Source organism: Pseudarthrobacter sp. PS3-L1 (genome assembly GCF_030063285.1).
Classification (GTDB): domain Bacteria; phylum Actinomycetota; class Actinomycetes; order Actinomycetales; family Micrococcaceae; genus Arthrobacter.
In genome coordinates, this window is sequence record NZ_JASISU010000003.1 from 615,447 (window position 1) to 631,633 (window position 16,187).

The 16,187-nt window shown below is 59.5% G+C and carries 14 protein-coding genes; 8 read left to right on the forward strand and 6 right to left on the reverse strand.

The window, feature by feature from the left end; translation table 11 throughout:
- Nucleotides 1-30 precede the first annotated feature (30 nt).
- The 4 genes from QMG79_RS10755 to QMG79_RS10770 all read right to left on the reverse strand — a co-directional run bounded on the left by QMG79_RS10755 (nt 31) and on the right by QMG79_RS10770 (nt 6,654).
- Nucleotides 31-1,026 (reverse strand): NAD-dependent epimerase/dehydratase family protein, encoded by a 996-nt coding sequence (locus tag QMG79_RS10755; protein ID WP_283538580.1) that lies wholly within the window; start codon nt 1,024-1,026, stop codon nt 31-33.
- The gene (locus QMG79_RS10760; protein WP_283538581.1) at nt 1,023-2,132 is read right to left on the reverse strand and encodes a Gfo/Idh/MocA family protein; all 1,110 of its coding nucleotides are present in this window, start codon (nt 2,130-2,132) and stop codon (nt 1,023-1,025) included. The genes QMG79_RS10755 and QMG79_RS10760 overlap by 4 nt, the downstream gene beginning before the upstream one ends.
- Before the next feature lie 52 nt (nt 2,133-2,184).
- Nucleotides 2,185-3,777, reverse strand: a complete 1,593-nt coding sequence (locus QMG79_RS10765) for a sugar transferase (protein ID WP_283538582.1) — start codon at nt 3,775-3,777, stop codon at nt 2,185-2,187.
- A 189-nt stretch (nt 3,778-3,966) separates the two neighbouring features.
- The gene (locus QMG79_RS10770) at nt 3,967-6,654 is read right to left on the reverse strand and encodes a helix-turn-helix transcriptional regulator (protein ID WP_283538583.1); all 2,688 of its coding nucleotides are present in this window, start codon (nt 6,652-6,654) and stop codon (nt 3,967-3,969) included.
- 854 nt (nt 6,655-7,508) lie between these two features.
- Here QMG79_RS10770 and QMG79_RS10775 point away from each other — a divergent pair.
- The 7 genes from QMG79_RS10775 (at nt 7,509) to QMG79_RS10805 (ending at nt 13,007) form a co-directional block, all read left to right on the forward strand.
- Nucleotides 7,509-8,933, forward strand: a complete 1,425-nt coding sequence (locus QMG79_RS10775) for an amino acid permease (protein ID WP_283538584.1) — start codon at nt 7,509-7,511, stop codon at nt 8,931-8,933.
- A 320-nt stretch (nt 8,934-9,253) separates the two neighbouring features.
- Nucleotides 9,254-9,559, forward strand: coding sequence for a 30S ribosomal protein S6 (gene rpsF / locus QMG79_RS10780; RefSeq protein ID WP_283538585.1), 306 nt, complete (start codon nt 9,254-9,256; stop codon nt 9,557-9,559).
- A gap of 73 nt (nt 9,560-9,632) precedes the next feature.
- A complete protein-coding gene (locus tag QMG79_RS10785) occupies nt 9,633-10,217 on the forward strand; it encodes a single-stranded DNA-binding protein (protein WP_283538586.1) in 585 nt (194 codons plus the stop codon).
- Nucleotides 10,218-10,337: 120 nt separating this feature from the next.
- Complete coding sequence (rpsR, locus tag QMG79_RS10790; protein WP_003800144.1) at nt 10,338-10,577, forward strand: 30S ribosomal protein S18; 240 nt, start codon at nt 10,338-10,340, stop codon at nt 10,575-10,577.
- Between the two features lie 17 nt (nt 10,578-10,594).
- Nucleotides 10,595-11,047: a 50S ribosomal protein L9 gene (rplI, locus tag QMG79_RS10795; RefSeq protein WP_283538587.1), complete on the forward strand. Its 453-nt coding sequence runs from the start codon at nt 10,595-10,597 to the stop codon at nt 11,045-11,047.
- A gap of 367 nt (nt 11,048-11,414) precedes the next feature.
- Entirely contained in the window at nt 11,415-12,278 is an 864-nt protein-coding gene (locus QMG79_RS10800; RefSeq protein ID WP_283538588.1) for a PhzF family phenazine biosynthesis protein, read from the forward strand.
- Between the two features lie 102 nt (nt 12,279-12,380).
- Nucleotides 12,381-13,007 carry an FMN reductase gene (locus QMG79_RS10805; protein WP_283538589.1) on the forward strand — a complete coding sequence of 209 codons (627 nt, stop codon included), beginning with the start codon at nt 12,381-12,383 and terminating at the stop codon, nt 13,005-13,007.
- 9 nt (nt 13,008-13,016) lie between these two features.
- Here the strand turns inward: QMG79_RS10805 and QMG79_RS10810 are convergent, their stop codons facing one another.
- Nucleotides 13,017-13,634 (reverse strand): hypothetical protein, encoded by a 618-nt coding sequence (locus QMG79_RS10810; protein ID WP_283538590.1) that lies wholly within the window; start codon nt 13,632-13,634, stop codon nt 13,017-13,019.
- A 2-nt stretch (nt 13,635-13,636) separates the two neighbouring features.
- On the reverse strand, nt 13,637-14,065 hold the full coding sequence (locus QMG79_RS10815) for a hypothetical protein (protein WP_283538591.1): 429 nt from the start codon (nt 14,063-14,065) through the stop codon (nt 13,637-13,639).
- Between the two features lie 699 nt (nt 14,066-14,764).
- Between QMG79_RS10815 and dnaB the strand changes: the two genes are divergently transcribed.
- Nucleotides 14,765-16,147 carry a replicative DNA helicase gene (gene dnaB / locus QMG79_RS10820; RefSeq protein ID WP_283538592.1) on the forward strand — a complete coding sequence of 461 codons (1,383 nt, stop codon included), beginning with the start codon at nt 14,765-14,767 and terminating at the stop codon, nt 16,145-16,147.
- Nucleotides 16,148-16,187 lie beyond the last annotated feature (40 nt).

Below are 16,187 nucleotides of genomic sequence, written 5' to 3' on the forward strand. Positions count from 1 at the left end.
CCAGGGCCACGTCGCTGGTTATTTCAGCAGTCACAGGGCATCAACCTTCCGGGTCGCGGCGATTTCCTGCCGGAGTGGCAGCCACCAGGAAGACAGTTCGCGGAGGCCGTCCTCTAGCTCCACCCGGGACGTGAATCCTAGGTCCCGCTGTGCGGCGGAGGTATCCGCCAGGCGTCGTACTACGCCGTTGACCTGACGCTCTGGACCGTGCTCCACGGAGAGGTCTGAACCCATGGCGCGAAGCAGTGCCTCGGCCATGCCCAGGAGGCTGGTTTCCGTGCCGCTGGCCACGTTATAGATACCCTCGTGGATATCACTGGCTGCGGCCAGTACGTTGGCGCGGGCAACGTCGGTCGTGTAGATGAAGTCCATGGTCTGCTTGCCGTCACCGAAGATCAGTGGTGGCCGGCCATCAACAATTCGTTCCATCCAGCGCACCAGGACCTCTGTGTAGAGGCCATGAACGTCCATCCGTGGCCCGTAGACGTTGAAGTAGCGGAGCATGACGTAGTTCAGGCCCTCCATGGCCCGGAAGCTGCGCGCCATGCCTTCGTTGAAGGACTTTGCTGCGCCATAGAACGTGTCGTTATTGCCGTGGTGGTGCCCCTCTTTCGTCGGGAACTCCTCAGCCATGCCGTAGACGGATGCAGATGACGCTGCTACAAGCTTGTCGATCTTGTGCGTGGTAGCAGCTTCGAGGATGTTGAACGTGCCATTGACCATGACGTCCAGGGCAAGCCGCGGTTCCTCCGCGCACTGCGTGATTCGAATCGCTGCCTGGTGGAACACCAGGTCCTTGCCCCTCGTGAGGTCATGGACTAAGTCCCGATTCAGGATGTCACCGCGGACCAGTTCCACCCGTCCCGTGGCGAGGGCATCGTCAAGGTTTTCCAGCCGTCCACGGACCAGGTTGTCCAGGATGTCGATCCTTGCCGCTCCAGCCTCCAAGAGCTGGTCCACGAGTGTTGACCCGATGGTCCCGGCGCCGCCGGTGACCAGGATGTTGGCTCCTGCAAGGCGGCTCACAGGGCACGCTCCAACTGTGCTTCGGCGCCTTCTACGGCAGCGGAGCGGCCGTCTTGGCCCAGGCTCCGGGTTGCAGCTTCGAGCACGGAAAGTACCCGTAGTCCTGAGCTTCCACCTGTCCGGGCCTCACGGTTTGTCCTGATGCACAGGGCAAGTTCTTCCACTACCTGTGCCAGGGCCTCACGTTCCTGAAGCGCCGGTGACCAGGTATCGCCCAGCCGGTAGGACACGGCGGAATTCTTGCGCTCACCAGGAGACTGTGGCTGTCCATCAATACTGACGCCCCGATCGTAGACGCTGAGCCGCTGCTGTGGGTTCAGATCGTCCCAGACCAGCGTGCGGAGGGACCCGCCAATAACCATCTGGCGGATCTTGGTTGGACTCAGCCAGTTGACGTGGATGTGGGCAGTGGCATCATTGGGGAGCCGGAAGTTGAGATGGCCCACGCAGTCACGCCCCGTTCCCAACGGGTCTGCGCCGAACGCAGAGACTTCCGCGGGATTTAGGCCGCCGGGAAGGATGAAGTCCAGGATCGCCAGATCGTGCGGGGCCAGGTCCCAGAAGACGTCAACGTCCGGCTGGATCAGGCCCAGGTTGATGCGTACAGAGTCCACAAACAGGATCTCGCCAAGGGAACCTGACTGGATCAGCTCCTGCATCTTCAGGACTGCCGGCGTATAGCAGTACGTGTGGTCTGCCATCAGGACAAGCCCGGCAGCCTTGGCTGTCGCAACCATTTCGGCCCCGTGTTCACGACTGTCGGCCAGCGGCTTCTCCACAAGAACGTGTTTGCCTGCCCGCAGCGCCGTCATGACCGTCCCATAGTGGGTGCGTGCCGGCGTGGCGATAGCAACGGCGTCGACCTCTATGGTGTCCAGGAGTTCATCAAGCGTCTCTACGACGGCGACCTCGCCTACTGACGCTGCCAGTTTCCTCGCCCGGGCCAGATCCAGGTCGCAGATGGCGACGAGGTCCCAGTCAGGGCTCGACTGGAAGTTCCGAACCAGGTTCGGGCCCCAGTAACCAGCGCCGACGACGGCGACACGCAACTTTCGATTGACGGGGCTCGGAGGAGGGGTGCTGGCCTTGGAAGAGAATTTTCTCATGATCCACGTGTTCTTTCGCAGGAGGGGTGCAGGAGGGGTTTCTTGAGTGGGTTCAGTAGGCACCGGATGGTCTGATGACCGCCCGGAAAGTGCGCCAGAGAATCAGGAGATCGCCGGCGATGGACCAGTTCTCGACGTAGTAGAGGTCCAGGCGGACGGCTTCTTCCCACGGCAGGTCGGATCTGCCGTTGATCTGCCAGAGGCCAGTGATGCCTGGTTTGGTGAGCAGCCGACGATACGTATGCTGCTCGTAGCTGCTGACTTCCTTTGCCAAGGGAGGGCGTGGGCCCACCATGCTCATCTGGCCAGTGACCACGTTCCAGAGTTGGGGCAGTTCGTCGAGGGAGTACTTGCGCATCCAACGGCCGCAGCGGGTTACGCGGGGATCGTTACGCATTTTGAATAGCACGCCCGATCCATCGCTTGAGGTGGACAGTGATGTCAGTCGGGCTTCGGCGTCGACCACCATGGAACGGAACTTGAGCATGCTGAAAACAGTTCCGTTCTTACCTACCCGTTCCTGCCGGAAAAATATGGGTCCCGGGCTGTCGTGGCGAACGATCAGGGCAAGGACTGCAAGCACGGGTGAGAGGACTAAGAGGGCCCCCAGCGCCAGGGCAGTATCCAGGACTCTTTTCAGAACGTGTTTCCCGCCTGAATACTGGGGGATGTCCACGTGCATGAGGGGGAGCCCTTCAACAGGACGCCAATGGATGCGCGGTCCTGCCACGTTGGTCAGGGTGGAGGCCAGAACCATCTCGGCTGGTGAGTCCTCAAGCTTCCAGCCGAGTTCCCGGATGAAGCGGTTTCCGCCCGGCATGGCGCCAGCCACTATCACCGCGTCGGCATTTGCGAGCCTGGCGGCCCTGGCAATGCTGTCGGTTGAAGAAAGGACCGGGAAGGTCAGTTGGTCCACGCAGAAGTTGGTTCCACGCCGTGCGCCGGGAAGGCAGACGCCGTGAATGTTGTAGACCGCGCCCGACTTGCGGACCACACGCTGAATCACATAACGGACGTCTTCGGGTTCGCCGACAACTATCGCATTGGACAGGTGCTGTCCCTGAGCCTGCCGTGACGTGAGCCAGCGGCGGAATCCCCAGCGGTTGGCGGTCAGTGCAACGAGGCCCAGCGGCAGCGTGGTTGTAACGAAGGCTGCCGCTCCTTCAGCTCCGAGTGCTACGGCGGCAATGGCCATGACTCCAAAGGTTCGGACACTGGCAGAGGCCACGCGCTTGTATTCGTCGGCACCGACGCCCAAGACCTTCCGATCGCGTGTCCTGTAGACCTCTAGGGCACCGATCCACGTTGCCGCCACCACGATCGCGGTGATGGTGGTGCCGGAACCGGCTGTTGAGCGTTCCAGCGGGAAACTTCCTCCGGCCAGAAGAAAGCCCACTGTGGCAGATGCCAGGACCAGCAGGATGTCCATGGCCCTTAGTCGCTGGACGTGGCCGCGGATCCAGGCGGACGCGGAGACAGGCGCCTGGATGGGCAAAGAAAGTGTGGCTGCTGGTGGTAGCTGAACCCGGGTTCCTTCGGGGTCAGCCGCCACCAGCGGCGCACGGACCGTCAGCTGTGCAGCAGTTGACGGTGCGGTCCATCCAAAAGCATGCTGACCGGTGCGGGCCAGGGGAACTTCTGCCATGATCAACCCTTTCCGGTGAGCAGTCGCTGTTTGTCGTAAGACCGTTCAGCAAAGCTATGCCGGAAGAAGGCGTCAAAACCCGAAAATAACGTTCCCCTGTGGGTTAGTTGGGGTAACTCTGTGGATTATGTGGGAACCTGCATTGACCATGGCGTCATGAGTGAAAAAGGCGAAAAGATGACTGCCTGGTCAGTGGACGGGCAGGGGCATGGACTCGCGTGTTGGATTGTCTTTGCCTGCTGCCAGGGCCGTCAACTGGGCGCGGGATTCCACACCAAGCTTGCGGTAGATGGCAGTCAGCCTGACTTCTACCGTTCTCACTGACACGAAGAGGTTGGCAGCAATTTCCTTGTTTCGCATGCCACGCGCAACCATCTGCGCCAGGACCCGTTCGTGATCAACCAGCATGAGCATCGCGGCGTTTCCCTCGGCCGAACTTGCATCGACGCGCTCGTCCAGGAGCAAGGTGTCCACATGCTGTGTCCATGCGTCTGCGCCTGCTTCGTCGAAGAGCACCTTTGCCCGGAGCAGCCCGTCACGGGCATCGCGCGCACGCCCCAGGACCCGAAGGCGCTCAGCAAAGGACAGCACCGTCCGTGCCCGTTCCAGTCGGGATACTGGGCCGTGTCCCAGTTCCAGCGCCTTGTTGAAGAGTTCCAGTGACTTTTCACCGTCCGCGAGCAGCGCGCGGTTACGGGCCACGGCAATCATCAGCCAGGGCGAGTGCAGGCCCCTGCTCCTATGCTCGAGGCGGATCAGCGTCTGGGTTGCCTCGCGGTGCCGGCCCATTCGTGCGAGTACCTCCACCAGATCCGTCTCGCAGCGGAGCATGCTGGGGTTTGTGAAAGTCAAGCCGATCTCGGTGGCCCGCGACAGTTGCGCGTAGGCTTCTGCGAGATCGTCACGGAGCAGGGCAAAATGGCCCTGCCAGGCTGCGAGCTGTGCGGTGAGTGCGGGGTGGCTTTCCACACTGGAGAAATGCTGGGCTTCCGCCACAAAAACTTTGGCCGACTGCTCGTCACCCAGGGCGTGGGCCCGCCAAACCCGGTACAGCTGCCGGATCCCGCAGTGGTACTTGGACTCAGGTTCTGAACGGTCCAGGTCCTCAATCAGCCTGACGGCGGAGCGCACATTGCCGGCGCGGATCTCGTTGTCCACAGCAAAGTAGGCTGCTGATTGCCGCCAGTTTTCGTTGAAGGGCTCGATTGAGTTCTTGACCATGGCGAACAGTTCCTGGGCATCCTCGACGCGTTCCGCGTAACTTAGGGCCCTGGCTTCTATCAGCAGCGTGATCGGACTTGATTGGCCGGCGTCGGCTATCCGGTGGACGGAGTCCTGGTTGCCGCGGACGGCGTCCACCAACAACCGTGCACGGGCCAGAACGCCAAGGCACTCTTCCGATGCTGCGGCCTCAAAACCCGCGGCACACTCAAGGATGCTCTCTGCCTCGGTAAGCTCCCACCGGTCTGCGAAATAAAGTGCACTGATGGCCAGGAGGCAAGCCGAGTAGGTGGGGTCATTCTGGCCAAATTCTTTGATCAACCGTAAAACCATGGTGGAGCGCACCACCGTTCCCTGCATGAACTGAATCTGGAAAGACAGTCCCGTCAGGCGAAGGATGAGGGAAGGGTTGCGCGTAACCCTGCGCGCCCAGTCCAGATACCGCTGGGCGTGGACGAATGCTCCGCGATTAAACAAAAGCTCAGCGACGGTGCTCAGCCGGACCGCAGTTTCCGCTTCCCACGGGTTGATGGCCAGGGCTCGCTCAATGTATTCCACAGCGAAGGGAACCTCGCCATTGCGGATCAGGTCCGCTGCAGCGCGCAGGAGCCCGAAGGGAGTGTGCCGTTCCAAGGCAGTGAAACTCAGATGCCAGTCCCGCGCAAAGGGATCAGTTCCAACTGCAGCCTCTGCCAAGAGTCGGTGCGATGCTGTCCGTGATGCCGGTGCCATCCCGGCGAACACATAACCACGCAGGAGCTGATCGGAAATCCGCACGTGGGTGCCGGTTCTCGTGACAAGGCCCGCAGCCAGAAGCTCGTCAACGCCTGGCCACGGATGGCTGGGAATTTTCTGCAGTGACTCTATATCTGTGCGGTAGGAGAGGGAAAGCAGTTCCAGCGCCATCCGCGCCGGGTGACTGAGCCCAGCCGTTTTGGCGGAGAATTCTGATTCGAAGCTTCCCCGACTCGGCAGCGGGATGGGCAGGGCATACTTTCCTTCCGCATTCCTCTCGAGGAGGAGAGTGAAGAGCTCTACCGATGCGAGCGGATTGCCCTGGGTTGCCGCTGCGACAGCGTGTTGCAGCGCCGGTGCTGTGTTGTGCGACGCCAGCGCGGAGAGCATCGTGACGGTGTCGTTGTAACTTAGCGCTGTGAGCGTCAGGACCGGGAGGCTGGCGAATGGATTTTCTGCCGATGTGCTGGACACGCTCAGAATGAGGGCTATCTCGGTACCGGCCAGTCGCCGAGCCAGGAAGCCGATGATGGCCTGGCTGCCGGGGTCCAGGAAATCTGCATCGTCAATAACCACCACAGTCCGGCTGGCGCTACGTTTCTGCAGTCCAGCAAGTAGCTTGGTGGACACTGACGCAATGTCGAAGTCTCCGGCCGGATGGCGAATAAGATCGTCAGCCAGGCTGTTGAGAACGGGATCATCAAGTTCATTGAGCAGTGCCGTCAACCCGGAGAAGGGCCAGTCAGCCTCCGAGAGGCTCGCCCTCATCACCACTGTCCGGTAGGGGGAGAGCTGGGGGATCTGCGCAAGGAGGGCAGATTTCCCAAGACCACGGGATCCAGAAATCGCCAGCGCAGAGTCTTTGGGGCCCCTGATGACCGAAAGAATACGTTCGATCTCTTTGGTGCGTCCGGTAATCAACGTGTTCCCCCCACATTGGGCCCACAGTGCCGTGGGAGTTCAGGCATGCTGGCAGGTAACAGAAGTGCTGTCGCTCCCCTGCCAATTTTCATTTGCTGCTGACGATTTTTTGCTGCGCGCTTCTGCTGGTAGTGCTCATAGGTGCTGCGCATGCCTCCATTAGCAGGCGCTTGAAAAGCGGTCATAGGAACGGTTCGTACCCATGCACGCTCCGGATGTCCCGGCCCGCCGACCATCGATGTGATGTCCGTTACGGGAAATCGAACGCTGTCCACACGCTTGCAGCTACGGTGCGGATCTTCGAACCGCGACACAACGGGCTCGTTCGGTGCGATTACGATCCTGCGAAGTTTCCGGGACTCTTGCCTTTTGAGCATCGGGGCCTCCTGTTCACTGCTGCGGAGACCCCAATACTGAACGCTCAATCCATGACCGCCAAGGCCGCGAGATTGCCTACCAGCCGAGACTTCTGCCGGGGACGGTTCCCGGCCGTCCGCTGTCAATATAGCCCGTTACGGCATCGGGCACCAGAGTAAGACGCCACTTCTTCATTTTTCGAACGGAACTCGTGGACCTGGCTGCTGCCACTCCGGCTCACCGTCCGGTCCACTGGCGTCCTGGTCTTCTAGAGCGCGAAAAATGCAGTGTTGAAACTTCATTTCCGGCCTGTTTCAAATATTCCTCAGAGGAAACTTTGGGTGTTTCAGATGCCTCCGCTTTGTTGAAGACTCTGATTTCACATCAGTCGCTCTGTCGGTTTGCACAGGAGATCGACCCACAACTCGGGTCTATCGTGAAGTTCAGTGTGGCGCACGCTACATAACTACCCATGTCCCAGCAAATAAGGACGGCGCATGAACGCTGATCAACAGCTTTCAAAATCACTCAAACCACGACACCTGTCCATGATTGCCATTGCCGGGGTTATCGGGGCCGGTCTTTTTGTAGGCTCAGGTGCTGCTATCCAACAGGCGGGCCCCGGCATCCTCGTGGCCTATACCGCCGCTGGCCTTGTGGTGATCCTGGTGATGCGCATGCTCGGCGAAATGGCTGCCGCGAACCCGGAAACCGGATCCTTTTCGACCTACGCTGATAAAGCGCTGGGGCGTTGGGCAGGTTTCAGCATCGGGTGGCTCTATGCCTGGTTCTGGATCATTGTGCTGGGCATCGAAGCCACTGCCGGTGCGGCAATCATGCACCGTTGGGTTCCCGGCATAGATCAGTGGGTTTGGGCGCTACTGCTCATGGTGCTCCTCACGCTGACCAACCTGGGCTCTGTGAAGTCGTTTGGGGAATTCGAATTCTGGTTTGCCTCCATCAAGGTCGCAGCCATCATCTTGTTCCTGCTGTTTGGTGTTGCCGCAGTCCTTGGCCTGATCCCTGGAGTACCAGCGCCCGGAATGAGTAACCTCACCGGTAATGGCGGGTTCTTCCCGAACGGACCCGGCGCAGTTTTTGCCGGCATTCTCGTGGTGGTCTTCTCTTTCTTTGGCGCTGAGATTGCCACCATTGCTGCTGGCGAATCAGAAAATCCGGTGGACGCTGTCAAAAAAGCGGTGCGGTCCACCGTGTGGCGCATCCTGATCTTCTACATTGGCTCTATCGCGATCGTGGTGACCCTCTTGCCATGGAATTCAGCGTCTGTGGCAAAAAGCCCCTACGTAGCGGTGATTGAGCTGTACGGCATTCCGGGAGCGGGCACCATCATGGACATCGTGGTCCTCACGTCTGTCCTCTCCTGCCTGAACTCTGGCCTCTATACTGCAAGCCGCATGCTGTTCTCGTTGTCCAAGCGTGGCGATGCACCGCGTTCCTGGACCGGGATCTCCCGGCGGGGCGTTCCGGCGTCGGCCGTTTTGGCGTCAACTGTTGTGGGCTTCGTGACAGTAGGCCTGAACTACATTGCTCCGGATACTGTTTTTCTTTTCTTGGTCAACACTTCAGGCGCCATAGCCCTGTTCGTCTGGTTGGTCATCTCTATTTCGCAACTCATCCTGCGGAAAAGAATGGGCGCAGAGGCCAAGGACCTGGAGCTGAAAATGTGGCTTTTCCCCTACCTGACGTGGTTGTCGATTGGCAGCATTGTTGCCCTCCTGATTGGCATGGTGATCCTGGATTCCACAAGAGAATCGCTGCTGCTCTCCCTAGCGCTCGCCGCGGTTGTGGTGGGGATTGGGATCTTCCGCTACCGGGCCAATGGGCCGGGCCAGGATAGGAATGGCACAGTACATTCCGTGAGTGCCTCCCCAAAGAAGCTCGACACTGGAACGCGGCCCTGAGTTCCAGGGGACCCCATCGAAGTGTGTGAGCCATAGGGTTTTCCACATACAGGGCTGTGCGCTCGCCTTAGCGGGCGCACAGCCCTAGGTTTGGTGAAGGCACTTTCGCAACGGATTGTCACGCCACGCAGTCTCGTTCGTCATGACCTACCAGGTCCGCCAGCCATGAATGTCACCCTCGCGGTCTTCATGGCCTAGAATGAGAAAGTCTGTGCTGTGTCCTGCCCCATTCCGGGGGTATGTTCCGGCGCAGGCGCGCAAATGAACCTCCTGTTACGGAAATGCCGTAACCGCTTAGCCCAAAGGAGGTGGGTTCACATATGCGTCCTTACGAATTGATGGTAATCATCGACCCCGACGTCGAAGAGCGTACCGTCGAGCCGTCGCTTCAGAAGTTCCTGAACGTCATCACCAACGATGGTGGAACCATCGAAAAGGTTGACATCTGGGGCCGTCGTCGACTGGCTTACGAAATCCAGAAGAAGTCCGAAGGTATCTACGCCGTGGTGAACTTCACCGCCAAGCCGGACACCGCAAAAGAACTTGACCGCCAGCTGTCTCTGAACGAGACCATCATGCGCACCAAGATCACCCGCCCCGAAGAGCAGAAGGTTGTTGCCGAGTAATTACTCCGCATCAGCACTTCATTCTTCACCGCAGGAACGCATTCTTCACCAGAACGAACCAAGGAGGCAGTAGATGGCAGGCGAGACAACCATTACGGTCATCGGTAACCTCACCAATGACCCTGAGCTGCGGTTTACGCCGTCAGGTTCAGCGGTAGCGAACTTCACCATCGCTTCCACCCCCCGTACGTTCGACCGCCAGTCCAGTGAGTGGAAGGACGGGGAAACCCTGTTCCTCCGCGCTGCTGTCTGGCGCGAAGCTGCCGAGAACGTTGCCGAGTCCCTGACCAAGGGTATGCGCGTCATCGTTTCCGGCCGGTTGAAGAGCCGTACCTACGAAACCAAAGAAGGCGAAAAGCGCACTGTTATGGAGCTTGAGGTCGACGAGATCGGTCCGAGCCTGCGCTATGCCAATGCGAAGGTCAACCGAACCCAGCGCTCCGGCGGTGGGCAGGGCGGCTTTGGTGGCGGCGGCAACAATAACGGTGGCGGCGGATTCGGCGGCGGCAATTCTGGTGGAAACCAGGGCGGCAACTCCGGTGGATTCGGTGGCGGCAACCAGCAGGCAGCTGCACAGGACGATCCCTGGGCTACGCCCGGTGTCTCCAACGCAGGTGGCGGCTGGGGTAACGGCCCAGACTCCGAACCTCCCTTCTAACCAATCGAATAACGGTCCGATGCTGGCCATTGCAGACGCTTCTTGCCCTGCAGGCTACCTTCGGACCACCACCATCCCGTGGATCACCCCCCACGGGCTCCATAGAATAGGAGCTCCACGATGGCTAAGGCTGAACTCCGTAAGCCCAAACCAAAGTCCAACCCCTTGAAAGCCGCTGACATCACTGTCATCGACTACAAGGACGTAGCATTGCTGCGCAAATTCATCTCCGACCGCGGAAAGATCCGCGCTCGTCGCGTTACCGGCGTCACGGTGCAGGAACAGCGCAAAATCGCCCAGGCAATCAAGAACGCCCGCGAAGTTGCCCTGCTGCCTTACTCCGGCGCCGGCCGCGGCTAAGGAAGGGATTAACTAACATGGCAAAGCTCATTCTGACCCACGAAGTCACCGGTCTCGGTGCTGCAGGCGACATTGTTGAGGTCAAGGACGGTTACGCACGTAACTATCTCCTGCCCCGCAACTTCGCCCTGACCTGGTCCAAAGGTGGCGAGAAGCAGGTTCTCTCCATCAAGGCCGCCCGTGCTGCCCGCGAGCACGCTTCCCTGGAAGACGCCCAGAAGCAGGCTGCTGCACTCTCCGCCAAGCCGGTCAAGCTGACCGTCAAGGCTGGCGAGACCGGACGACTCTTTGGAACCGTCAAGCAGGCCGACGTTGCCGATGCTGTTGAGGCTGCTGGCCTTGGACGCATCGACAAGCGCAAGGTCGAACTGCCGGCTCACATCAAGTCTGTCGGTTCCTACCAGGCCAACGTCCGGCTTCACGCTGACGTTGCTGCTGTGATCGAACTCGACGTAGTCGCTGGTAAGTAACACCCAGTCAGACACTGGAAGGCCCGCATCAACTCCCTCCGGGAGAGTTGGTGCGGGCTTTTCTGTACGTCAGAAAGAGTCCTGGGAGCTCGGACTGCTGTGCTCCAGCACGGCGCACTAGGCCGAGGTTTCCTCGCTGTGGCTGGCGCTACGGTTGCTGAGGGGATCGGTTCGCCTAGTCATTTTTGCGCCGTCTTAAGAGGTCACCACGACCAAGGCGACAATGATGAGCGGTATGGCCAGGAGTGCCAGGCAGGAACTGACATTGAACAGGGAGCGCCCAGATCCGGCCCGAAGGGATTTTGCAGGTGCCAGGGTCAAGCATATCGACCGGATTTTGGGGCGGTGCCGGTGATAATCTGCACAGATGAGCCACCCCCTTCACGATTCCACAGTCCCGCACCGCCCTTTCGCGCAGGTGGACGTGTTCAGTTCGGAGCCCTTCCGCGGAAATCCCCTGGCGGTTGTGCTTGACGCGCAGGGGCTTGCCACGGAGCAGATGCAGCAGTTTGCCAACTGGACCAATCTTTCTGAAACGACTTTTCTCTTCCCGCCGAATCATCCGGAGGCAGACTACAGGGTTCGAATCTTCACGGGCCACGAGGAGTTCCCGTTTGCCGGTCACCCGACGTTGGGCTCGGCACATGCCTGGCTTGCTGCCGGCGGTCGGCCTCGGATAGAGAACGTGGTGGTTCAGGAGTGTGCCGCAGGATTGATCCGGGTCAGGGAGGAGGGTTCCCGGCTCGCCTTTGCGGCGCCGCCCATGACCAGAACCGGCCCCGTGGACAAGCCGCTCATGCAGCAGATCATGGCCGCGTTAGGGCTCGAACGGACAGCTGTTCGTGATGCCTCGTGGTTGGTGAATGGGCCTTCTTGGATTGGCCTACTCCTGGATTCTGCCGACCGCGTCTTGAGCCTGAATCCAAACTTCGAGGCGCTTGGCGAGTTGAAGGTGGGAGTTATTGGACCTTACCTGCATGGTGGCCAGGCCGATTATGAGGTACGCACATTCATTCCAGGAGATGCTGCGCCCGAAGATCCCATTACAGGGAGCTTCAACGCAGGTGCCGCACAGTGGCTTATTGGTGGGGGCCGGGCACCGGACAGCTACGTTGCCGCCCAGGGGACTGTGCTGGGCCGTGCAGGCAGGGTCTTTGTGCAGCGCGAGGGGGACGAGACGTGGATCGGCGGGGATGTCGCCAGCCGGGTAACGGGTACCGTCAGTCTCTAGTCGCGCTCGCGGACACCCAGCGGAATAATTCTACGAATCCCGCAGTTCCTCTTGTATATGCATTTGCATATACATCCAGGACTGAAGGAACGAGAAGATCCCTTGGAATCACGCCGAATCACCGTCTTATCCGCTGGCCTAGGAACTCCATCCTCGTCCCGGTTGCTGGCGGACCAACTGGTTGCAGATACCTGTGAGCTGCTGACAGCGCAGGGTTACGACGTCAGCGTGGACGTTGTGGAGCTCCGTGATCTGGCTGTTGATATCGCTAATAATTTTGTCACGGGATTTGCGCCACCAAAACTTGCAGAAGTAATTTCGGGCTTGGTGGTGGCGGATGGGATCATCGCCGTCACGCCTGTGTTCAGCGCATCGTTCAGTGGGCTTTTTAAGTCATTTATCGACGTTCTGGAGCCATCAGCACTCGAAGGTAAAGCCGTGCTTCTTGGCGCCACCGGAGGTACCGACCGCCACCAGATGGTTCTGGATTACGCCATGCGGCCGCTGTTCAGCTACCTGCGCACACGAATCGCAGCCACTGCCGTTTTTGCTGGGCCGCAGGACTGGGGATCTGAGACCGGGACAGCGTCGTTGCTGGCGGAACGCTCGCATCGGGCAGCGGCCGAATTTACCCAGCTGCTTGTGGCGGCGCAGCCAGCCAGGGAGCAGGAGGCCATCAAATCCCTGCCGTTTGCCGACCTACTGGCGGGCATTACCAGCGGGAGGTAAGGTATCGGTTCAGGGTTCCAGGAGGGCTATAAATTCCCTGGCCTGCTCGAGGCTGATCTCCGAATGCCGCTTCAGGATGATGGCAGCATCCTCTACGTTGCCACCGGCGGCCTTCTCGCGGATATCTGCGAAGATCGCATCGTTGAGCATGTTGCTACTGACTTCCCGGGTCACGTCCCCACGGCTGGCAATGGCCCGATAGCGATAGGAGAAGCGCTCTGGTGTGGCTTCCTCAGTGATCTGATCCGATGTGTCGTGTTCCGTGGGTACCGTTGCGGCAGCCCTGAAAGGCTGCGGGTGCGATGACAACGCACCAACCGCATCGCGGGAGGCGCGTAGTCCCTCTCCGGTGACCTCGTGGAAGAACTTGATGGCCCCCACCTGTTGATTTTGCGCGATCAGTGCGTAGACGCGACGGTGTTGGTCCTGATCCAGCTTTTCAGCGGACGAACGTGCAAGGGCCATCATTTCCGGGCCAGTGTGGTTGCTTACTTCCTGCGAGTCCGGAGTGGCACCGGAGTCAGGAGATCCAGATGACCTGGCTACTGCCCGCCGAAGTGCACGCGCTGCTAGGGCAACCACGGCGGCCACTACCACCAGGATCAAGAGAGGAATCGTGAAGTCCATGGTCAAAGCCGATCTATGAACTGTTTTGCGGTCAACAAGTCAGTATTGGTGGTTTGCCTGACGAGGCGAATGGCCTGAATTTTTTGTCCACCCGAAACCATGGAACGCAGCTGCATCAGAAGCTGGGGGTCCATTTGTGCGGCGAGCGGGCTGGCAGGAGGGGCCATGGTTCCCGCAGGACCGTGCTGGGTTGAACCACTCGCATAGCGCGAGTTTTGGCTCGGGAGGGTCGCGGCGTCGATCTGCGCCTGCAAGGCCTCTGCTACGCGTACCTGCTCCGCGTAGTGTGCAGCAGATTGAACTGCAAGGTCGCGCTGATAACGGTCAGCGTCCGACATTCCGCCATCGCGAGGCCGGAAAGCCGTGGAAAGCCCCCAAAGCACCGCCGCCAGAATTCCGACAGGCAGCAAGATCACCATTACGTCGCCCATGCACCCACCCTATGCCACAGGGGAGTTATCCACAGCACATACCAAGGTGCGTATATAAAAATGCCTCTGGCGGCCAGGGAATCCTCCTGAAAACCCTGCAGTTCCCGACATTGGATGGTGAGCGTCATTACTTCTGTGGATGGAATGGAAGATCCATGTCCAAAAGGCGGTTTGTCAACCTCTGTTTGTGGAAGAACTATTTTTGCCCCAGGGCTTCCTCCACAGTAGGAATCATGTGTTTCTGCAGGTCAAATCGCTTTGAGTGGCCAAATAAATATTCTTTCCACAGCTTTTCCCACAGGCTGTGCACAAGCAGGAGCAGTTAACCCACAGGTTATCCACAGGCCCTTACCTCGTCCAGCTTTGCCCTGTCCGAAAGGGCGGATACCGTAGCCGGGTACCCTTTTGAGGATGTTCGATGCGAGCACGTGGCCGCGGGCCTTGAGCGTACAGCGCGGCCGTCGGTTCTTGTGGATAACCTGTGGAAAGTGGGGATAACTCCCCCAAGCCACGCGCGCGGGGATGTCGTCGTGGCCCCGGACTCAGTTGTCAGGGCTCCGCAGCACAATGAGATGCGGGATGACTTCCAAAAGTAGGATCCCGGGCCAGTACCCAGGCCATTGTCAGGCGAATCCGCCCGATGAGGAGCAGTACACCTTCGCGGCCGCCAGCTGCGAAAACTAGTTGAGGACGGCATCTTTGTCAGTAGCGCATCTGGACTCCAGTGAAACCAGCCGGAATCCTGAGGGAAGCCGAAAGCCACCGCAGGACATCCCGGCCGAGCAGTCTGTCCTGGGCGGCATGATGCTGTCGAAAGATGCTATTGCGGATGTTGTGGAGATCCTTCGGGGCGTGGATTTCTACCGTCCAGCGCATGAGACCATCTACGAGGCGATCCTTGATCTCTACGGCCGGGGCGAGCCAGCAGATGCCGTCACGGTTTCCGACGAGCTCACCAAGCGCGCCGAGATCAACCGCATAGGTGGCCCCGCATACCTTCACGAGCTCATCCAGACTGTTCCCACCGCAGCAAATGCTGGGTATTATGCCGAGATCGTTGCGGAGCGGGCGGTCCTGCGTCGGCTCGTCAATGCAGGTACCAAGATTGTTCAGTTGGGCTACGGTTCCGACGGTGAGGTTGAGGACCTGGTAAACCAGGCGCAAGCTGAGATCTATGCCGTGGCCGAACGCCGTACCGCGGAGGATTACGTTGTCCTCAAGGACGTCATGGAGTCTACCGTTGACGAAATTGAGGCGTCCGGACACCGCGATGAAGGTATGACCGGCGTTCCTACGGGCTTCTACGAGCTCGACGAACTCACGCACGGGCTTCATCCTGGACAGATGATCGTGATTGCCGCGCGCCCTGCCGTGGGAAAGTCAACGTTTGCGTTGGACTTTGCGCGGTCTGCTGCGATTAAGAACAATCTGGCCACGGTGATGTTTTCCCTAGAAATGGGCCGGAATGAAATTGCCATGCGCTTGTTGTCGGCAGAGGCAACCATTGGGCTTCAGGATCTGCGCAAGGGAACCATCAAGGACGAACAGTGGTCAAAAATTGCAACGACCATGGGCCGCATGAATGATGCACCACTTTTTATTGACGACAGCCCCAACATGTCCTTGATGGAAATCCGCGCCAAGTGTCGAAGACTGAAGCAGCAGCATGACCTGAAACTCGTAATTCTGGACTACTTGCAGCTCATGAGCTCAGGCAAGAAGGTTGAGTCGCGGCAGCAGGAGGTCTCCGAGTTCTCCCGTGCCCTCAAGCTTCTGGCCAAGGAGTTGCAGGTCCCTGTTATTGCGTTGTCACAGCTGAACCGAGGCTCTGAACAGCGCCAGGACAAGCGCCCGATGGTCTCGGATCTCCGAGAGTCAGGTTCCATTGAGCAGGACGCCGACATGGTGATCCTGCTTCACCGTGAAGACGTTTATGACAAGGAATCTCCACGAGCAGGTGAGGCGGACATTCTGATCGCGAAGCACCGCAACGGCCCGACCAAGGACATTGTGGTCGCGTTCCAGGGGCACTATTCACGGTTCGCGAATATGGCGGCCGACGCCGGCGGGGGCGGTTTCTAGCCCACACGGTGGTTGGGCAGCCTGTTAACGGGGAATCGTA